At 71.0% G+C, this 18950-nt stretch carries 16 protein-coding genes; 11 read left to right on the top strand and 5 right to left on the bottom strand.

The window, feature by feature from the left end:
* Positions 1-76: 76 nt before the first annotated feature.
* The 3 genes from I004_RS0122770 (at position 77) to I004_RS0122760 (ending at position 4281) form a co-directional block, all read left to right on the top strand.
* Positions 77-1423: a M16 family metallopeptidase gene (locus I004_RS0122770; RefSeq protein WP_028437408.1), complete on the top strand. Its 1347-nt coding sequence runs from the start codon at positions 77-79 to the stop codon at positions 1421-1423.
* A gap of 59 nt (positions 1424-1482) precedes the next feature.
* Positions 1483-2853, top strand: coding sequence for a M16 family metallopeptidase (locus I004_RS0122765; RefSeq protein WP_028437407.1), 1371 nt, complete (start codon positions 1483-1485; stop codon positions 2851-2853).
* Positions 2854-3462: 609 nt separating this feature from the next.
* Positions 3463-4281 carry a M23 family metallopeptidase gene (locus tag I004_RS0122760; RefSeq protein WP_028437406.1) on the top strand — a complete coding sequence of 273 codons (819 nt, stop codon included), beginning with the start codon at positions 3463-3465 and terminating at the stop codon, positions 4279-4281.
* A gap of 173 nt (positions 4282-4454) precedes the next feature.
* Here the strand turns inward: I004_RS0122760 and I004_RS0122755 are convergent, their stop codons facing one another.
* Positions 4455-4739 carry an HPr family phosphocarrier protein gene (locus I004_RS0122755; RefSeq protein WP_028437405.1) on the bottom strand — a complete coding sequence of 95 codons (285 nt, stop codon included), beginning with the start codon at positions 4737-4739 and terminating at the stop codon, positions 4455-4457.
* 141 nt (positions 4740-4880) lie between these two features.
* On the opposite strand from I004_RS0122755, the gene I004_RS0122750 reads away from it, so the two are divergent.
* The 4 genes from I004_RS0122750 to I004_RS0122735 all read left to right on the top strand — a co-directional run bounded on the left by I004_RS0122750 (position 4881) and on the right by I004_RS0122735 (position 10309).
* Positions 4881-7751, top strand: a complete 2871-nt coding sequence (locus I004_RS0122750; protein ID WP_028437404.1) for a GNAT family N-acetyltransferase — start codon at positions 4881-4883, stop codon at positions 7749-7751.
* 28 nt (positions 7752-7779) lie between these two features.
* Complete coding sequence (locus I004_RS0122745; protein WP_028437403.1) at positions 7780-8364, top strand: DUF5998 family protein; 585 nt, start codon at positions 7780-7782, stop codon at positions 8362-8364.
* Positions 8364-9557: an alkaline phosphatase family protein gene (locus I004_RS0122740; protein WP_028437402.1), complete on the top strand. Its 1194-nt coding sequence runs from the start codon at positions 8364-8366 to the stop codon at positions 9555-9557. Before I004_RS0122745 ends, I004_RS0122740 begins: the two co-directional genes overlap by 1 nt.
* An 83-nt stretch (positions 9558-9640) precedes the next feature.
* Positions 9641-10309, top strand: coding sequence for a thymidine kinase (locus I004_RS0122735; protein ID WP_028437401.1), 669 nt, complete (start codon positions 9641-9643; stop codon positions 10307-10309).
* A 25-nt stretch (positions 10310-10334) separates the two neighbouring features.
* On the opposite strand, the gene I004_RS0122730 is transcribed toward I004_RS0122735, so the two are convergent.
* Positions 10335-11180: a VOC family protein gene (locus I004_RS0122730; protein WP_028437400.1), complete on the bottom strand. Its 846-nt coding sequence runs from the start codon at positions 11178-11180 to the stop codon at positions 10335-10337.
* Positions 11181-11374: 194 nt separating this feature from the next.
* On the opposite strand from I004_RS0122730, the gene I004_RS0122725 reads away from it, so the two are divergent.
* A complete protein-coding gene (locus I004_RS0122725) occupies positions 11375-12217 on the top strand; it encodes a sulfurtransferase (RefSeq protein ID WP_028437399.1) in 843 nt (280 codons plus the stop codon).
* A gap of 121 nt (positions 12218-12338) precedes the next feature.
* On the opposite strand, the gene sepH is transcribed toward I004_RS0122725, so the two are convergent.
* Positions 12339-13403: a septation protein SepH gene (gene sepH, locus I004_RS0122720; protein ID WP_028437398.1), complete on the bottom strand. Its 1065-nt coding sequence runs from the start codon at positions 13401-13403 to the stop codon at positions 12339-12341.
* 672 nt (positions 13404-14075) lie between these two features.
* Positions 14076-15419 (bottom strand): D-arabinono-1,4-lactone oxidase, encoded by a 1344-nt coding sequence (locus I004_RS0122715; RefSeq protein ID WP_028437397.1) that lies wholly within the window; start codon positions 15417-15419, stop codon positions 14076-14078.
* 179 nt (positions 15420-15598) lie between these two features.
* Here I004_RS0122715 and I004_RS0122710 point away from each other — a divergent pair, with 179 nt between their 5' ends.
* Together I004_RS0122710 and I004_RS0122705 are read left to right on the top strand one after the other, a co-directional pair.
* A complete protein-coding gene (locus tag I004_RS0122710; RefSeq protein WP_028437396.1) occupies positions 15599-16762 on the top strand; it encodes a ferrochelatase in 1164 nt (387 codons plus the stop codon).
* 76 nt (positions 16763-16838) lie between these two features.
* Positions 16839-17648 carry an inositol monophosphatase family protein gene (locus I004_RS0122705; protein ID WP_028437395.1) on the top strand — a complete coding sequence of 270 codons (810 nt, stop codon included), beginning with the start codon at positions 16839-16841 and terminating at the stop codon, positions 17646-17648.
* A gap of 132 nt (positions 17649-17780) precedes the next feature.
* On the opposite strand, the gene I004_RS39905 is transcribed toward I004_RS0122705, so the two are convergent.
* Positions 17781-17954: a hypothetical protein gene (locus I004_RS39905; RefSeq protein ID WP_165434865.1), complete on the bottom strand. Its 174-nt coding sequence runs from the start codon at positions 17952-17954 to the stop codon at positions 17781-17783.
* Between the two features lie 338 nt (positions 17955-18292).
* Between I004_RS39905 and I004_RS0122695 the strand changes: the two genes are divergently transcribed.
* Complete coding sequence (locus I004_RS0122695) at positions 18293-18946, top strand: response regulator transcription factor (protein WP_028437394.1); 654 nt, start codon at positions 18293-18295, stop codon at positions 18944-18946.
* Positions 18947-18950 lie beyond the last annotated feature (4 nt).

Raw genomic sequence — 18950 nt, 5'->3', positions numbered from 1 at the left:
CGGCTCGGTTGCATAGGGTGACAGGACCGCTTGCGTACGTACACGCAATTGACGCGATCGAAGGGACTCCATGCCCATGGGTCACACTGCCACGCCCCCGCCGGCCACCGGCGGGCTGACAGCGACCGAGCACCGGCTGGCCAACGGCCTGCGCGTCGTGCTCTCCGAGGACCATCTCACCCCGGTCGCAGCGGTCTGTCTCTGGTACGACGTCGGCTCCCGCCACGAGGTCGCGGGCCGCACAGGGCTCGCTCATCTCTTCGAGCACCTGATGTTCCAGGGCTCCGCGCAGGTGCAGGGAAACGGCCACTTCGAACTGATCCAGGGTGCGGGCGGATCGCTCAACGGCTCGACCAGCTTCGAGCGTACGAACTACTACGAGACCATGCCCGCCCACGAGTTGGAGCTCGCGCTCTGGCTGGAGGCGGACCGCATGGGCTCCCTGCTGACGGCCCTGGACGACGAGTCCATGGAGAACCAGCGCGACGTGGTCAAGAACGAGCGGCGCCAGCGCTACGACAACGTGCCGTACGGCACCGCGTTCGAGAAGCTGACGGCCATGGCCTACCCGGAGGGCCACCCTTACCACCACACCCCGATCGGCTCGATGGCCGACCTGGACGCGGCCTCCCTCGAGGACGCCCGCGAGTTCTTCCGCACGTACTACGCCCCGAACAACGCGGTGCTGACCGTCGTCGGCGACATCGACCCGGAGCAGACGCTCGGCTGGATCGAGAAGTACTTCGGCTCGGTGCCCGGCCACGAGGGCAAGAAGCCGCCGCGGGACGGAACCCTGCCGGAGGTCATCGGCGGCGAGAAGCGTGAGCTCCTCGAAGAGGAGGTGCCCTCCCGCGCGTTGATGGCCGCTTACCGGCTGCCGCACGACGGCACCCGTGAGTGCGACGCCGCGGACCTGGCGCTCACCGCGCTCGGCGGCGGCGAGTCCTCGCGCCTCAACAAGCGCCTGGTGCGCCGCGACCGGCTCGCGGTGGGCGCCGGGTTCGGGTTGTTGCGGCTCGCGGGTGCGCCGTCCCTCGGCTGGCTGGACGTCAAGGCGTCGGGGGGCGTGGAGGTCTCACAGATCGAGGAGGCCATCGACGACGAGCTGCGGCGCTTCGCCGAGGAGGGCCCCGCACCGGACGAGATGGAGCGCGCGCAGGCCCAGTTGGAGCGCGAGTGGCTCGACAGGCTCGCCACCGTGGGCGGCCGGGCCGACGAACTGTGCCGCTACGCCGTCCTGTTCGGCGACCCTCAGCTCGCGCTGACCGCCGTCGACCGCGTCCTCGACATCAGCGCCGAGGAGGTGCGGGCGGTGGCCGCCGCGCGGCTCCGTGCGGACAACCGTGCCGTGCTCGTCTACGAGCCCACCGAACAGGCCGCCGCAGACGAGGAGAACGACGAGACCGAGGAGCCCGGCCAGTGAGCGACGCCCCGAACCCACAGACCGCCGCGGCAGGTACGTCGGAGGCGCAGGGCAAGCAGATGGAGTTCCACCCGCAGCCGCGCGGCGGGCAGCCCAGGCCGTGGGCCTTCCCCGCGCCGGACCGCGGCGTGCTCGGCAACGGGCTCACCGTGCTGCGCTGTCACCGTCCCGGCCAGCAGGTCGTGGCCGTCGAAGTCACCCTGCAGGCACCGCTGGACGCCGAGCCTGCCGGGCTCGACGGCGTCGCGACGATCATGGCTCGCGCCTTCTCGGAGGGCACGGACAAGCTCGACGCGGAGCAGTTCGCCGACGAGCTGGAGAGCTGCGGCGCCTCCACCGACGCGTACGCCGACCACGCCGCCGTGCGCGTCTCGCTGGAGGTGCCCGCGTCCCGGCTGCGCAAGGCGCTCGGCCTGTTCGCCGACTCGTTGCGCGCCCCGGCCTTCCCCGAGAGCGAGATCGAGCGCCTCGTCGGCAACCGTCTGGACGAGATCCCGCACGAGCTGGCCAACCCCACGCGGCGCGCCGCCAAGGAACTGGCCAAGGAGCTGTACCCGGCCTCCGCGCGCATGTCCCGGCCGCGCCAGGGCACCGAGGAGACGGTCTCCCGCATCGACGCGGCCGCCGTCCGCGCCTTCTACGACAGGCACGTTCGGCCCGCGACGGCCACCGCCGTCGTGGTCGGCGACCTCGAAGGTGTCGACCTCGACGCCGTACTGGACGAGACGCTCGGCGCCTGGACCGGTGCTCCGACCCAGCCGCGCAAGGCACCGCCGATCACCGCCGACGACACCGGGCGTGTGGTCATCGTCGACCGTCCCGGGGCCGTGCAGACGCAGCTGCTGATCGGCCGCATCGGGCCCGACAGGCACGACCGGGTCTGGCCGGCGCAGGTACTGGGCACGTACTGCCTCGGCGGCACACTCACCTCGCGGCTGGACCGTGTGCTGCGCGAGGAAAAGGGCTACACCTACGGTGTGCGCTCCTTCGGGCAGGTTCTGCGCTCCACCACGGACGGGACAGGTGCGGCGCTGCTGGCGGTCTCCGGCTCGGTCGCCACGGACGTCACGGGCCCTGCCCTCGCCGATCTGTGGCAGGTGCTGCGCACCCTGGCCGCCGAGGGGCTCTCGGACGAGGAACGCGATGTGGCCGTGCAGAATCTGGTCGGTGTCGCGCCGCTGAAGTACGAGACGGCAGCCGCCGTCGCTGACACCCTCGCGGAACAGGTCGAGCAGCAACTCCCGGACGACTACCAGGCGAACGTCTACGCGGAGCTGGCGCGCACCGGCACGGTCGAGGCCACGGCGGCGGTCGTCGCTGCCTTCCCGCCGGACCGGCTGGTCACGATCCTCGTCGGCGACGCCTCACAGATCGCCGATCCGGTACGGGAGTTGGGGATCGGCGAGGTCAAGGTGGTGACCGGCGGCTGAGGAGCCGCGCTGCGGTACACCCGACGGGAGACACGGGAACCACGAGACATCAGCGGCCCCGGTGGACGGAAGACGTCCACCGGGGCCGCTGCCGTTGCCTGTTCGTCCTCCCACGAGGGTGTTCCAGGCTCGCCCTGCCCGGATTGCCGTATCTGCCATGGTCTGTGGTGTGGGGTATGCGACAAAACAAGGGTTTGGTTTGGCCGTTGCCAGATGCCCCATTTAGCGTCGATCCGGCTGTTCGTCAGAAGTGACCGCGACCGCGGCCGACGTTCGGCATCGCCGAGTCTCCCGTACGACGACGTACACATGGAGAGCCGGGGGCCCTTCCCTCGCGGCGCCGCTCAGGCGCAGAGGGTCCCTCCCAGTCCGGGCCGGAAACGGCAGGGCGGAGGAGGGGTGGGGTGAATCGGTCCGCCGCCCAGCGGACCGTAGGAGACCTTCCTGCTCCGAACCGACTGGGGGCCCCTTCTGCCCGGATTCCCGCCGGATCCCGCCGGAGTTCCGCTGTGCCCATGCACGGAGCCCCGCGCGCGGTCCTGCGTGGAGCCACGCAGGCAGTTGGCAGACCCGGTAGGCGAGAAGGAGGGAAAGGAGTCACGCCACACCATGGCGTTCATCCGTGCCACCGGGACGCATCGGCGTACCCGCCCCATGAGCCGACGCGCGAGGGCAGCAGGCATAGCCGGCCTGACCTTCGGCGTGGTCGGATCGCTCGCATCGCCCGCTCTGGCCGACACCGGCGGACAGCCGCAGGCGGCGAGCAGCGGGGCAGACAAGACCGCTGAGGACACCACTCGCGGGACCGAACAGGAGACTCACGACACCGGTCTGAGCCACGCCCTTGGATTCGGCGACTCGATCGCCGACACCGTCAGCGACCAGGCCCGGCTCCAGAAGGCCGCGGCCGCACAGGCCAAGGCCGCCAACGAGGCCAAGCGCAAGGCGGCCGCCGAGAAGGCGAAGCGCGAGCGCGAGGCCAAGGAGAAGGCAGCCAGGGCCGCCGAGCGGAAGAAGCTCAACGCGTACGTCGCCCCCCTCGAGGGTGCGTCGGTCTCCACGCCGTACCAGAGCTCCGGCGGGCTGTGGTCCTCCGGCAGCCACACCGGCGTCGACTTCCAGGCGGACGAGGGGACCGAGGTGCGGTCCGTCGCCGCCGGCGAGGTCGTCGAGGCAGGCAGCGACGGCTCGTTCGGGAACAACGTCGTCGTCAAGCACCGCGACGGCACCTACACCCAGTACGGCCACCTGTCGTCGATCAACGTCTCGGTCGGCCAGCAGGTCAAGCCGGGCCAGAAGATCGCGCTGTCGGGCTCCACGGGCAACACCACGGGTCCGCACCTGCACTTCGAGGCCCGCACGGGTTCGGACTACGGTTCGGACATGGACCCGGTCGGCTACCTGAGGAAGCACGGCGTCAGTCTCTGACCGTCCGCGCGGAACTGCCCCACGGATCCGGCGTACCCGTACGCCTTCCGGCAAGGCATCGAAGAGCCCCCGGCCGCTCACCGGCGACCGGGGGCTCTTCGTATTGACGGTGGCGCTGCCGCGAACTCGTGGGCGCCGCGCTCCGCCGCGGCGCTATACGCGTAGAGGGGCAGTCAGACGGTCTCGGGCAGTTCTTCCAGGCCCTCGGAGACCAGCGTGGCCAGACGCTCCAGCGCGCCCTCCGCGTCCACCGAGTCGGACGCGAGCACGATCTCCTCGCCGGCTTCGGCGCCCAGCCCGAGGACACCGAGCATCGATGCGGCGTTGACGGGAGCGCCGTCGTCGCCCTTCTTGACCGTGACGGGGACACCGGCCGCAGCTGCCGCGCGGCAGAAGATCGAGGCAGGACGGGCGTGCAAGCCCTCGGCCCACCCGACGGTGACGCGGCGCTCTACCATGGTTGTTGCCCTTCAGGTCGTGCTTTCGTCCGGCAGGGAACAAGTCTCGCATGCCTCTCTTGGCTGACGGCCGCACCCCCTTGACGTGCGCTGAGGAATGTCCGGGGCCGGACTTGCCCGTGCGGCCTTACCCTGAGTCCCATGCGTACCCCTCGGGAGCGTGCGTATCCGGCGCACTGGGAGGCCGACGTGGTGCTCCGGGACGGCGGCACCGCGCTCATCAGGCCCATCACTGCGGACGATGCAGACCGGCTTGTCGCCTTCTACGAACGTGTATCCGACGAGTCGAAGTATTACCGCTTCTTCGCCCCGTACCCACGCCTCTCCGACCGCGATGTGCGGCGCTTCACACATCACGACTACGTCGACCGGGTGGGCCTCGCCGCCACCGTGGGCGGCGAGTTCATCGCCACGGTCCGCTACGACCGGGTCGACGATTCAGGACGCGCGGCCAGCTCCTCCGACGAGGGCGGCTCTGCCCAGGCAGAGGTGGCCTTCCTGGTGCGCGACGACCATCAGGGCCGTGGTGTGGCTTCCGCGCTCCTCGAACACATCGCGGCCGTGGCGCGCGAGCGGGGCATCCAGCGCTTCATCGCCGAAGTGCTGCCCGCCAACAACAAGATGATCAAGGTCTTCACGGACGCGGGCTACTCGCAGCACCGCAGTTTCGAGGACGGCTCCGTCCACCTCACCTTCGACCTCGAACCGACCGAGCGGTCCCTCGCCGTCATGAGCGCACGTGAACAGCGAGCCGAGGGCCGCTCCGTGCGCCGGCTGCTGGCCCCCGGCTCCGTCGCGGTCATCGGCGCGAGCCGCTCGCCGCGCGGTGCCGGCCGCAGGGTCCTGGAGAGCCTGCGCACCTGCGGGTTCACGGGTCGCGTGTACGCGGTCAACCATGAGCTTCCCGAGGGAGGGACCGAACTCGGCGGCGTTCCCGCGCACCGTTCAGTCAAGGATGTCCCCGAGCACCTCGACCTGGCAGTCGTGGCCGTTCCCGCGAGCCAGGTGCAGGCACTCGCGCGGGAGTGCGGCGAGGCGGGTGTGCAGGGACTCGTCGTGCTCACCGCGGACTTCACCCGTGACGAGCAGCGCGAACTCGTCCGTCTGGCACGCTCGTACGGCACACGCGTCATCGGACCGAACGCCTTCGGGCTGATGAACACCGACCCGGACGTGCGTCTCAACGCGACGCTCTCGCCGGAGATGCCCGCCCGCGGCAGGGTCGGCCTGTTCACGCAGTCCGGCGCCATCGGCATCGCCCTGCTTGCCGGGCTCCATCAGCGCGGCATCGGGCTGTCCAGCTTCGTCTCCGCGGGAAACCGGGCGGACGTCTCAGGCAACGACGTCCTCCAGCACTGGGACGACGATCCCGACACCGACGTCACGCTGCTCTACCTCGAATCGATCGGCAATCCGCGGAAATTCACCCGGCTCGCCAGGCGCATCGCCGCACGCAAGCCGGTCGTCGTGGTCAAGGGCGCGAGGCACAGCGGCGGCGCACCGCCGCCGGGGCACGCTGCTCCGGTCTCCAGCACGCCGGTCGCCACCGTCACCACGCTGCTCAGGCAGGCCGGTGTCGTCATGGTCGACACCGTCACCGAACTGCTCGACGCGGGCGCCCTGCTCGTGTCGCAGCCGCTTCCGTCCGGGCCCCGCACCGCGATCCTCGGCAACGCCGAGTCGCTCGGTCTGCTCTCGTACGACGCGGCGCTCGCCGGTGAGCTGCGGCCGCAGCCCGTCCGCGACCTCGGTACGTCCGCGACGCCTGACGAATACCGGCAGGCCGTGCGCGACGCTCTGGAAGATCCGGAGACGGACGCGGTCGTCGTCACCGTCATCCCATGGGTCGGCGACACCCCGACGGCGGAGCTGGCGGACGCGCTGCGCGAGGCCTCGGACGGAGCCGACAAGCCCGTCACCGTCGTGCATCTGGCCATCGAGGGACTCGACTCCGCCCTCGCAGAGCGCGGCATCCCCTCCTACCCCGCGCCCGAGCGAGCCGTGCGCGCCCTCTCGGAGGCGTCCCGCTACTCGCGCTGGCGCCGCGAGGCGGAAAACCCGGGACGCGTACCGGAGTTCGAGGCCGGCGAGACCGCGGCCTCGGAACTGCTCGCCCGTGCGGCGGCGGACGCGGCAGAGGCCGGGGTTGGGGTCGGGGTCGGGACCGACGGGCCCCAGGGGACCGCGGACGTGTCCACCGCTCAGGCGGAGGGGTCCGGAGCTCCAGAGACCGGCGCCGAGGGAACTTCGGAGGCCGCCTCCTGCAGCGCCTCCGACACCACGGGCGCCGCCACCGTCCCGGCGACCGCAGTCGGCAGGAGCCACGGCCTCACCCTCGGCGCCGAGGACACGGCCGCACTGCTCGCCTGCTACGGCATCGTCGTCGAGCCCACGATCCCGGCGCCCGGTCCTGACCAGGCCGCGGCCGCGGCGGAACGCATCGGCTACCCCGTCGCCCTCAAGACCACGGCCCCGCACCTGCGCCACCGCGCCGACCTCGGCGGCGTACGCCTCGACATTTCCTCGGAGAGCGAACTGCGCCGCGCACACGACGAGCTCACGGACACCTTCGGCGACGCGGCCGGGCTGCGTCCGGTAGTGCAGACCATGGCGCCACGCGGCGTCGACACCGTCATCCGGGCGGCCCTCGACCCGTCCATCGGGGTGGTGCTCTCCTTCGGCCTCGCGGGCACCCCGTCCGAACTGCTGGAAGACGTGGCGCACCGCCTCGTCCCCGTCACCGACAAGGACGCCGCCGAGCTGGTGCGGGCCATCCGCAGCGCCCCGATCCTCTTCGGATGGCGTGGTGCGCAGCCCGTGGACGTGGCTTCCCTTGAGGAGCTGCTGCAGCGGGTGTCGCGTCTGCTGCACGACCACCCCGAGATCGTCGCCGTGGACCTGGAGCCCGTGGTCGTGGGGTCCCGGGGACACACGGTGCTCGGCGCGACCGTGCGGATCGCCGAGCCGTCGCCGCGGACCGACCTGGGCCGCCGCAGCCTGCCCGCTTACTGAGAGTCCCCCGGCCCGTAGGATGGCTCGCATGGCGAAGACCGGTACGACGACCCAGGGGCTGCGTGAGGCGATCGAGCGCAGCGGCTACTACCCGACCCTTGTGGCCGAGGCCGTCGAGGCGGCGGTGGGCGGCGAGCCCGTCACCTCCTACCTCGTGCACCAGGAGACGACGTTCGACTCCAACGAGGTGCGCCGCCATGTCACGGTCCTCGTCCTCACCGGTACGCGCTTCCTCGTCAGTCACACCGACGAGCAGCCCGCCGACGGCACCTCCTCTTCGCCGTACGCCACGACCTCCACGGAGTCCGTGAAGATCCAGCGCATCTCGTCGGTCGTGCTCTCCCGCGTCGTCGCCGACCCCGAGTCCTACACGCCCGGGACGCTGCCACGCGAGGTCGTGCTGACCATCGGCTGGGGTGCCGTCTCCCGGCTGGACATGGAGCCCGCCACCTGCGGAGACCCCAACTGCGAGGCGGATCACGGCTATACGGGCTCCTCCACCGCCGACGACCTCTCGCTCCGTGTCAGTGAGGCGGCCGACGGGCCCGACACCGTGCGACAGACCCTCGCCTTCGCACAGGCGCTCTCAGAGGCGACGGTGACACCTTCCTGATGGCACAGGCCGCCACCGAGAACCCGCAGGAACCGCTGCCGCTCGATCCGCGCACCGCGCCCGTGCCGCGCTACGGCCTGGCGTCGCTGTCCGACCTGCTGCCCGCCATCGTCACGGCACAGGGCCTGGAGGGGCTGACGACCGGGCTTCGGCTCGAATCGGCCGACCGTGCCTGCGTGTTCCTCGTCGACGGGCTCGGCTGGGACGTGCTGCGCGCGCATCCCGAAGAGGCGCCGTTCCTCACCTCCCTGCTGCACACCTCACTCGGCGGCACCGGATCGGCACTGACCGCCGGGTTCCCCTCCACGACCGCCACGTCGCTGGCCTCCGTCGGCACCGGCCTGCCCCCCGGCGTGCACGGCCTGCCCGGATACACCGCTCTCGATCCGGACACCGGCCGGCTGATGAACCAGCTGCGCTGGCAGCCCTGGACGGATCCGCACGTGTGGCAGCCCTACCCCACGGTCTTCCAGCTCGCCGACGCCGGCGGAATCACCGCGAGCCAGGTCTCCGCGCCGCACTTCGAGCAGACGCCGCTCACGCGCGTCGCGCTGTCGGGCGGAACGTTCTTCGGGGTCCTCAGCGCCGAGGACCGCATGGACCAGGCGGCCGAGCGGCTCGCCGCCTCGGACCGCACGCTCGTCTACACCTACTACGCCGAACTCGACGGCCACGGCCACCGGTACGGCATCGACTCCGACGCCTGGCGCGGACAGCTGATGTACGTGGACCGGCTCGCCCAGCGGCTCGCCGAGCAACTGCCGCCCCGTTCCGCGTTGTACATCACCGCCGACCACGGCATGGTCGACGTCCCCCTCACCCCGCAGTCCAGATTCGACGTCGACGAGGACTGGGAACTGAGAGCCGGCATCGCCGAGCTCGGCGGCGAGGGCAGGATGCGTCACCTCTACGTCGTGCCCGGTGCCGCGCGCGACGTGGCGTCGGTCTGGCGTGAGGTACTCGCGGGCCACGCGTGGGTCGCCACCCGCGAAGAGGCCGTGGAACTGGGGTGGTTCGGGCCACGGATCGACGCCCGGGTGCACGCCCGCATCGGCGACGTCGTGGCGGCGATGAGCGGCGACTCAGCCGTCGTGGCGACGGAGCGCGAGCCCAAGGAGTCCGCGCTCATCGGGATGCACGGTTCCGCCACCTCCGCCGAACAGCTCGTCCCGCTCCTCGAAGTCCGTACGTAGCCCAAGCAGCCCGTACGCCGGCCCCGCGGGCCCGTACGAGCACACACCGACCTGCCCGCGAGCGCAGAAAGGCCGACGTCTCCATGCCAGAGCTGGTGTTCTTCTCCGGGACCATGGACTGCGGCAAGTCGACACTGGCTCTCCAGATCGAGCACAACCGTTCCACCCGTGGCCTTCAGGGCATGATCTTCACCCGCAACGACCGTGCGGGGGAGGGGCGTCTCTCGTCCCGGCTCGGGCTCGTTACCGATGCCGTGGAGGCGAGGGACGGCTTCGACTTCCACGTGCACCTGGTGAAGCACCTGACCGCCGGGGGCCGCACCGACTACGTCATCGTGGACGAGGCGCAGTTCCTCACCGCTGAGCAGATCGATCAACTGGCCCGCATCGTCGACGACTTGGGCATGGATGTCTTCGCCTTCGGCATCGCAACCGACTTCCGCACGAGGCTCTTCCCCGGCTCGCAGCGGCTGATGGAACTGGCCGACCGCATCGAGGTGCTTCAGGTCGAGGCGCTGTGCTGGTGCGGTGCCCGGGCCACGCACAACGCCCGTACGGTCGGCGGGAAGATGGTCGTCGAGGGCGCACAGGTCGTCGTCGGCGACGTGGGCGAGCCCACCGGCGAAGTCGGCTACGAGGTGCTCTGCCGCCGTCACCACCGACGCCGGCTGACGTCCGCGACGGCGCGGGCGGGGGCGCTCTCCCCGGACGTGCTGCCCATCGACGCCCCCGCCACGCCGCACGTCACCTAGCACCCCCGCTCACCGCTCCCGGCCGTCAGAGGTGCGCGATCACGCTGAACTGCGCGCCCTCCGGGTCGGCGGCCGTGGCGACCCGGCCGTGCGGGGTGTCGGTCGGCAAGTGCACGACGGATCCGCCCAGTTCGGCGACGCGCCGCATGGTGGCGTCCGCGTCGGCGACGGCGAAGTAGGTCTTCCAGTACGGTCCGCGGTCGCGGGGGAGAGCCTGCCCGACGCCGTGGATGCCCGCCACGGGCTCGCCGTTCACATGGAGCGTCACATAGTCCCGGCCGTTCCCGCCGTTCGAGTCGCCGCCGTTGCCGTTCCCGGCGCCGTCGGCGTTCCCGGCCCCGTCGGCGGTGGGCTCGTAGCCGAAGACCGCGGGATAGAAGCTGCCGGCCGCCGAGGACTCACGGGTGATCAGCTCGTACCAGACCGGCGCCCCGGGCACCTCGGCCGTGGCCGGGGTGAGGCTGTCCGGCTGCGGCGCGGGCTGCCACACGCCGAAGCCCGCACCCGCGGTGTCGGCCGCGATCGCCATGCGGCCCGCGTTGTCCGCGTCCAGCGGCCCGACGGCGACGGTCCCTCCCCGTTCGCGGATCAGGCCGGCGGTCGCGTCCGCGTCGTCGCTCGCCATGTACGGCAGCCAGGCGACGTTCAGACGCCGGCCGGGGACGATCTCCCCCAGGCCCGCCACTTCGTGCCCGTCCGCCAACGCCCGTACGTAGGGCCCCGGTTGGCGGGGCCCCGAGTAGAACTCCCATCCGAACAGCTGGTGGTAGAACTCCTGGCTCGTGGCCAGCTCCTGCACCAGCAGGCTCGCCCAGCAGGGTGTGCCGGGCATCTGTCCCGGCTGTGTGTGCCGAGTGATCGACTCCGTCATACGTGTTGTCTCCCTCGTGACCATCGTCGATGTGGTCCCGTCGTGTGTTGGCTGCGATGTGACCGCTTCGGATTCCGTACCCTTCCGTGCCGCTTACCGATGGTCGCACCACCTGTGGCGCCATAGTCACCGACACCACCGGTAATTCCCCTTTCGCATCGGTCCGTTCCGCACACGTGAGTGAAAATGGCGGAATGACAGCCATCACTTCCGTATCAGCTCTCGCGGACGAACTCTCCCGCGACGAGCCCCCCGTGCTCCTCGACGTGCGCTGGCAGCTCGGCGGACCGAACGGCAGGCCGGACCACGAGGCCGGCCACCTGCCCGGAGCCGTCTACGTCGACCTGGACTCCGAACTGGCAGCGCCGCCGGGCGGTTCCGGCCGCCACCCACTGCCGGACCCGGAGGTCTTCGGGGCGGCCATGCGGCGGGCGGGAGTCTCCGGCTCGCGTCCCGTCGTCGTCTACGACGGAGGTACGGGCTGGGCCGCGGCCCGGGCGTGGTGGCTGCTGCGCTGGGCCGGCCACGGGAACGTCCGCGTGCTGGACGGCGGCCTCGCCGCGTGGGACGGGCCTCTCGAGACCGGCGAAGTGAAGCCGGAGCCGGGCGACTTCACGCCACGCCCGGGAGCGCTGCCCGTGCTGGACGCCGAGGGTGCGGCGGCACTGGCGCGGCGCGGTGTGCTCCTGGACGCCCGGGCGGCCGAGCGGTACCGGGGCGAGGTGGAGCCGATCGACCGGGTCGGCGGGCACATCCCGGGTGCCGTGTCCGCCCCGACGTCGGAGAACGTGACGGATGCCGGGGAGAAGGAAGCGCCGCTGCTGCGCGACCCTCGCGAACTACGGGCCCGCTTCCGCGAGTTGGGCGTCAGCGAGGGGACCGAGGTCGGCGTCTACTGCGGTTCGGGAGTCTCGGCCGCGCACGAGATCCTCGCGCTGGCCGAGGCGGGAATCGACGCGGCCCTGTACCCCGGGTCCTGGAGCGAGTGGTCCGGGGACACGGCCCGGCCGGTCGCCACGGGCCCCGAATCGGGCTGAGGCGCGGGCGAGTTCGCGCGTGACAGATCGCTGAACGGAAGGCACCGCACACCAACCGGAGCACCCGGTAGCCGCATTGTGCGGCCGTTGATCACCGGGCGCTCCGGTAGGGCGTGCGCGTTCAGTCCTTCTTGCGGCGTGTGCCGAAGACGATCTCGTCCCAACTGGGCACCGCGGCACGGCGACCGGGACGCACACCGTCCGCCTCGGCCTGTCGGTCGGTGTTCCCCTTCAGCCGGTCGCGGTGAGCGCTGACCGAACGGGGCATCAGCACGTCCGCGTACGCCGAACCGGCACCCGCGGCCGTGGCCGGAGGCTCGACCGGCTCCTCCTCTTCCTCGGTCTCCCGGTCGTCGTCGGAGGAGTTCTCCGTCTCCGAGGTGGACGAGGCGTGAGTGGCGGACGCGGGCGCGTTCTGCTGCTCCGGCACGACGAGGTCGCCGCGGAAGTTGGGCACGGCCTCCAACAGGCTTGTCAGAGAGTCCGGTTCGCCGTCCGCGCCTCCGTCGCCGGAGAACGCGGTGGGATCCAGGTCCGCGCGGTCGCTCTTGTCGCTCCGCTCCCTGGGGAGCCTCGCGATCCGCGGCACGAAGGGAGTGCTGGGCTCCGGCGTGTCGTCGGTCTCGCCGATGAGCGAGCGAGCCTCGTCGTCGACGGCCTGTACCAGCCGACGCGGCGGGTCGTACGTCCACGTCGCGGAGTGAGCCTGGCCGGCGACCCGGTAGGCGAGCAGCACTTCCCAGGTGCCGTCGTCCCGTCTCCAGGAATCCCAGTGCACCGCGTCCTTGTCGGCGCCGCGCAGCAGCAGCCGCTCGGCAACGGCCTCACCGAGCTGAGGACCGGCGTTCTCCCCGGGGCGGCGCACCGGCGTCTTGCGTGCGCGCTCCGCCATGAACGCACGCTCCGCGAGCACGGGGCCCTCGAAGCGGCGTACGCGGTCGACGGGGATCCCCGCGAGCTGTGCGACCTCCTCAGCGGAGGCACCGGCCCGTATACGCGCCTGGATGTCACGGGGGCGCAGGTGGCTCTCGACCTCGATCTCGATCTGGCCGAGGCGTGCGCGGTCGTTGCGTACGGCGGCCCGCAGCCGCTCGTCAATCGGAAGGGTGTATTCCGTGCTGTCGGCAGCTTTGAGCACCAGACGTGTGCCGTCGTTGCTGACGGCCACGACACGCAGTTCGGGCATGTGAACCTCCCGGGTGGTGCCTGCCGACATCACGTGCGTCGCTGCTCCCGCTGGACGAGTGTGGCCTGCCCGTGTGCGGCCTGCCACAACCTTGCCGACCTGTCCGGCGACCGGGACCTTCCCGGAGCCGCCTGCGGCACGGTTATCACTTCGCAACGCATAGTGACCGTCCTCGTCACCTGTGCTGCCTGAGCCGGGTCTGAGCCGAGGCCAGGGCTCGTCACACTACTCCATTAGGGCCACGGGGGTGGACCGGCGCGCCGTTCAAATTGCTCGCGGGGAAGGGGATTTGATGGTCAGGACAAGCCTAGAAAGGGCCTCCGCAGGTGGCAAGGGTCACAGAACCGCCCGGAACGGAGTCATTCACTTCGGATATTGCCCACTTAGGCGCACGTTATGAACGAATCGCTAAGCGCCGCATATTGACAGGTCAGAACAGCAAGTCCCCCGGACCGGCGACGACTTCGGACGCATCGGCGAGCCTTCCTGTGAACGGGGGCGCGCCGGGGGCGGACGGAGGCAGAGCACCGGCGAACGGGGCCGGGGCGTGCTCCCCCCGCTGCGCGGGGCACGCCATGTTGCCCTTGCCCGGCCGTGGTTGAGTTCAGTCGTCGCTGGTCAGATGCCGGCCCCCCGCGGTTCTCCGGCCGATTTCCCACGTGCCGGGTCGCGTCACTCGCCGAGTACGCGCCGCAGATAGTCGTTGCCGAAGACGCGATCGGGGTCGAGTCTGTCGCGGACCCGGGTGAATTCCTCGAAGCGCGGATATGACGACGCGAGATACGCGGCGTCGCGCGAGTGCAGCTTGCCCCAGTGCGGACGCCCGCCATGGGCCGTCATGATCCGCTCGGCCTCCGTGAAATACGCCTCGTGAGGTGAACCGCGGTACATGTGTACGGCGATGTACCCCGTCTCACGTCCCTGCGCCGTCGAGAGCGGGATTCCGTCCGCCGGTGCCGTGCGTACCTCGACGGGGAAGCTGATCTGGAGGCGCGAACGCTCGACGAGCTGCTTCAGCTCCCACAGGGCCGGCACAAGAGCCTCGCGCGGCAGGGCGTACTCCATCTCGATGAAGCGCACACGCCGCGGGCTGGTGAAGACCCGGTACGGGATGTCCGTGTACGTACGCGCCGAGAGTGCCCTGCTGGAGATGCGCGCGATGGGAGGAACGACGGCCGGGGCGGCGGCTCCCAGCGAACAGACGCCCTGGAAGACGCCGTTGGAGAGCAACTCGTCGTCTATCCATCCGCGCACGCGCGGCAGCGGCCGCGCCGGACCCTCGCTGCGGTTGTTGCGCTTGGTGTTGCAGCTGTCGGTGTGCGGGAACCAGTAGAACTCGAAGTGCTCGTTCTCGGCGACGAGTTGATCGAAGTCCCGCGTCACCGCCTCGAAGGCCATCGGCTCCTCGCGCGCGGTGAGCAGGAACTCCGGTTCGACGGAGAAGGTCAGTTCGCTGATCACTCCGAGCGCACCGAGCCCGAGCCGGGCCGCGGCGAAGACCTCCGCGTTCTCCTGCTCCGAACACCGCAGCACGGAGCCGTCGGCGCACACCAGCTCCAGCCCGGTGACCTGCGCCGCCAGCGAGGCCGAGGCACGGCCGGTGCCGTGGGTCCCGGTGCTGACGGCGCCGGAGACCGTCTGCTCCATGATGTCGCCCATGTTCGTCAGCGACAGTCCGGCGGCGGCCAGCGTCTCGTTGAGGTGCTTGATGCTGGTCCCGGCGGCCACCGTCACGGTGCCGGCGTCACGGTCCAACCCGCGGATGCCGACGAGGTGTTCCGGCCGGATCAGCATCCCGTCGGTGACGGCCGCGGCGGTGAAGGAGTGCCCCGTACCGACGGCCTTGACCCGCAGGCCGTCCTCGGCGGCGCGGCGCACGGCCTCCGACAGTGCGTCGGTTGTCGAGGGGGAGACAGTGCGGGCGGGAGCCATGGCGACGTTTCCCGCCCAGTTGCGCCACGTCGTGCGAGTACCCCGGTCCTTGCGTGCCTGCCGGCCGCCCCGGCCGCTGCTCATCGGCTGCGCGCTCATCAAGCCGTGCCCCCTCTCGCAGTGACATCGGATCATACTCACGGCTCGTCGCCCGCTCCCTCGGGGTCCACGCCGCCCGTGCCCGCGGGCCGCCGCGCACCACCGTGACCCAGGTGAGGGAGCCGGGCCGACCACGCGCACTCCGCGGATGGCAGGATCTGGATATGTCCGATGCGCTCGATGCCGGTGACCCCGCCGGTTCTGCCGCCCCCGCCGACGCCCGCCCCTACGACGCTCTGCTGCTGCTGTCGTTCGGAGGTCCCGAAGGGCCCGACGACGTCGTTCCGTTCCTGGAGAACGTCACGAGGGGACGCGGCATCCCGCGCGAACGCCTCGCCGAGGTGGGTGAGCACTACTTCCTCTTCGGCGGTGTGAGCCCCATCAACGCACAGTGCCGTGTGCTGCTGGACGCCCTCCGCAAGGACTTCGCCGAACACGGGGTGGACGTTCCCGTCTACTGGGGCAATCGCAACTGGGCGCCGTATCTGACCGACACCCTGCGCGAGATGACGCGCGACGGCCGGCGCCGTGTGCTCACGTTCGCCACCAGCGCCTACGCCTCGTACTCGGGCTGCCGCCAGTACCGGGAGAACCTCGCCGAAGCGCTGGCCACCCTCGAAGGGGAGGGCTTCGAGCCGCCGCGCGTCGACAAGCTGCGGCACTTCTTCAACCACCCGGGATTCGTCGTGCCCATGGCTGAGGGAGTCCTCGCCGCGCTGGACACGCTTCCCGCCCATGTGCGCGAGGGCGCGCATCTCGCCTTCACGACCCACTCCATTCCGACCTCCTCCGCCGACACCTCCGGACCGCCCGCGGACCACGGCCCGGGAGGTGCGTACGTCGCGCAGCACCTGGAGGTCGCCCGGCTCGTCGCCGAGGCCGTCGCGGAGCGGAGCGGCACCGAGCGGCCGTGGCAGCTGGTGTACCAGTCGCGCAGCGGCCCGCCCCAGGTGCCGTGGCTGGAGCCGGACATCTGCGACCACCTGGAGACCCTGCACGCGGAGGGGGCGCCGGCGGCCGTGATGGTGCCGATCGGCTTCGTCTCCGACCACATGGAGGTCCTCTACGACCTCGACACCGAGGCGACCGCCAAGGCCGACTCGCTCGGGCTGCCCGTGGCCCGTTCCGCGACCGTCGGGGCGGATCCCCGTTTCACGGCGGCTGTGAGGGAACTGGTCCTGGAGCGAGCAGCCACCGAGCGTGGCGCGCGGCCCGAACGGTGCGCCGTCGGCAGTCTGGGACCCGGTCACGACGTGTGCCCTGTGGGCTGCTGCCCGGGCAGGACGGCGAAGCCCGCCGCGGCGGGCGCGGACAGTCCTTACGCGTAGGGGCCGCGCGTCGCGAGCAGAAGCACTGGTGGGGAACACGCGACGAAGCAGACGAGAGCCCGAGGCAAGGAGAAACGTGAGCGCCCAGGTCGACCAGCTCAAGGCCGAACTCCTCGAACTCGCCCTGGAGGCCGCACACCGCGCGGGTGCTCTCCTCCACGACGGACGCCCCGCCGACCTCGAGGTCGCGGCGACCAAGTCCAGCTCCGTCGACGTCGTCACGGAGATGGACCTGGCCTCCGAGAAGCTGATCACCGGGTTTCTCTCCGAACGCCGCCCCGACGACGGGTTCCTCGGCGAGGAGGGCGCGTCCTCGCAGGGCACGAGCGGTGTCCGCTGGATCGTCGACCCCCTCGACGGCACCGTGAACTATCTGTACGGGCTGCCCGGGTGGGCCGTCTCCATCGCCGCGGAGTTCGAGGGGGAGACCGTCATCGGCGTCGTCGAATCGCCGCCGCGCCGCGAGACCTTCCGTGGGGCGCTCGGCCACGGCGCGTTCCGCAACGCCCAGCCCATCCGCTGCCGTCCCGCGCCCCCGCTCGACCAGGCGCTCGTCGCCACCGGCTTCAACTACATCGCCGAACGGCGCGCGGCACAGGCCGATCTGGTGCGGCAGCTGATCCCGCGCGTACGCGACATCCGCCGCTCCGGTTCCGCCGCGGTGGACCTGTGCGACGTCGCGGCCGGGCGGCTCGACGCCTTCTACGAGCGCGGCCTGCACGCCTGGGACCTGGCCGCCGGCGACCTCATCGCGCGGGAGGCCGGAGCGCGCACGGGAGGGCGTCCGGGTCTGCCACCGGACGGCGAACTGGCCGTCGCGGCTTCCCCCGGCGTCTTCGAGATCCTCCAGCCGCTGCTCGACCGCCTCGGCGCCTGGCACGACTGAACGCCCTGCCTTGCAGCAGGGCGCGGGCGGGGCGGGCACATGAATGAGCCCCGGGGCGGGGGCTCCCGGGGCTCATTCCAGTTCACAGGCGTTTCGGATTCGGCCGGCGGCTCTCCGCGCGACCCGGGGCGCTCAGACCGTGCTGGCGCCGATCTGCACACCGTGCTCGGCGGCGATGCGATGCAGGTCTTCCAGTTCCGACTGCTCGACGTCCACGAGGAAGTCGTCGCCCGACTCACGAGCGCGGCTGAGGTCGGTCTCGGTGTTCTGTATGCGCTGCAGGAGTCCGGCAGTGAACGCGTCCATGGTGCGCCCCCTCGTCATGGGTCAGTGGCACGGGGATGTGTGCCGAGGGTTCTGTCGATCATGATCACGACGTGCTCCCTGGCTGGACGGTCGGCAGCCGGAGCGTCCGGATCTCCGGTCGTGGTGGCTAGCCGCCTACAGGGCGTGATCGCGGGGTGTGCCCCTCGTCCTCCCCGCTTGCAACCTCAGAGAAACCTCAAGCCCGGAAAAATCTCGCGGGCCGTCCGCGAAGCGGCTCTTACCGCCGATTTACCGAGGTACGGGGCAGGATTGCAGCATCACGCCAGCCTGCCCACGGCACACGTGCGGGCAGGCTCAGTACCAGGAAGGAAGGTGCCGTGCGGGTACTCGTCGTCGAGGACGAGCAGCTGCTCGCCGATGCGGTCGCGACCGGGCTGCGCCGGGAAGCCATGGCCGTCGACGTGGTCTACGACGGAGCGGCGGCCCAGGAGCGCATCGACGTCAACGACTATGACGTCGTCGTCCTCGACCGCGACCTGCCCCTCGTCCACGGCGACGACGTCTGCCGCAACATCGTCGATCTCGGCCTGCCCACGAGGGTGTTGATGCTCACAGCCTCCGGCGACGTCAGCGACCGCGTCGAGGGCCTGGAGATCGGCGCGGACGACTATCTGCCCAAGCCGTTCGCCTTCACCGAACTCGTCGCGCGCGTACGGGCCCTGGGCCGCCGCGCCACCTCCCCGCTGCCGCCCGTGCTGGAGCGCGCCGGCATCAGACTCGATCCGAACCGCCGGGAGGTCTTCCGCAACGGCGCGGAGATCCAGCTCGCCCCGAAGGAGTTCGCCGTCCTGGAGGTGCTGATGCGCGGCGAGGGCACCGTTGTCTCCGCGGAGCAGCTGCTGGAGAAGGCGTGGGACGAGAACACCGATCCCTTCACCAATGTCGTACGGGTCACCGTGATGACGCTGCGCCGGAAGCTCGGTGAGCCTCCGGTGATCCTCACCGTCCCCGGCGCCGGATACAGGATCTGATCGC

This window comes from Streptomyces sp. TAA486 (assembly GCF_000426165.1).
This window is presented reverse-complemented; position numbering and strand designations above follow the sequence as displayed.

Bases quoted from the DNA above. Each gene is read 5' to 3' on its own strand.
- I004_RS0122730 (WP_028437400.1), bottom strand. From the start codon at position 11,180: ATGACGGAGTCGATCACTCGGCACACACAGCCGGGACAGATGCCCGGC.
- I004_RS0122735 (WP_028437401.1), top strand. From the start codon at position 9,641: ATGCCAGAGCTGGTGTTCTTCTCCGGGACCATGGACTGCGGCAAGTCG.
- I004_RS0122715 (WP_028437397.1), bottom strand. From the start codon at position 15,419: ATGAGCAGCGGCCGGGGCGGCCGGCAGGCACGCAAGGACCGGGGTACT.
- I004_RS0122750 (WP_028437404.1), top strand. From the start codon at position 4,881: ATGCGTACCCCTCGGGAGCGTGCGTATCCGGCGCACTGGGAGGCCGAC.
- sepH (WP_028437398.1), bottom strand. From the start codon at position 13,403: ATGCCCGAACTGCGTGTCGTGGCCGTCAGCAACGACGGCACACGTCTG.
- I004_RS0122760 (WP_028437406.1), top strand. From the start codon at position 3,463: ATGGCGTTCATCCGTGCCACCGGGACGCATCGGCGTACCCGCCCCATG.
- I004_RS0122755 (WP_028437405.1), bottom strand. From the start codon at position 4,739: ATGGTAGAGCGCCGCGTCACCGTCGGGTGGGCCGAGGGCTTGCACGCC.
- I004_RS0122740 (WP_028437402.1), top strand. From the start codon at position 8,364: ATGGCACAGGCCGCCACCGAGAACCCGCAGGAACCGCTGCCGCTCGAT.
- I004_RS0122725 (WP_028437399.1), top strand. From the start codon at position 11,375: ATGACAGCCATCACTTCCGTATCAGCTCTCGCGGACGAACTCTCCCGC.
- I004_RS0122770 (WP_028437408.1), top strand. From the start codon at position 77: ATGGGTCACACTGCCACGCCCCCGCCGGCCACCGGCGGGCTGACAGCG.
- I004_RS39905 (WP_165434865.1), bottom strand. From the start codon at position 17,954: ATGGACGCGTTCACTGCCGGACTCCTGCAGCGCATACAGAACACCGAG.
- I004_RS0122765 (WP_028437407.1), top strand. From the start codon at position 1,483: ATGGAGTTCCACCCGCAGCCGCGCGGCGGGCAGCCCAGGCCGTGGGCC.
- I004_RS0122710 (WP_028437396.1), top strand. From the start codon at position 15,599: ATGTCCGATGCGCTCGATGCCGGTGACCCCGCCGGTTCTGCCGCCCCC.
- I004_RS0122745 (WP_028437403.1), top strand. From the start codon at position 7,780: ATGGCGAAGACCGGTACGACGACCCAGGGGCTGCGTGAGGCGATCGAG.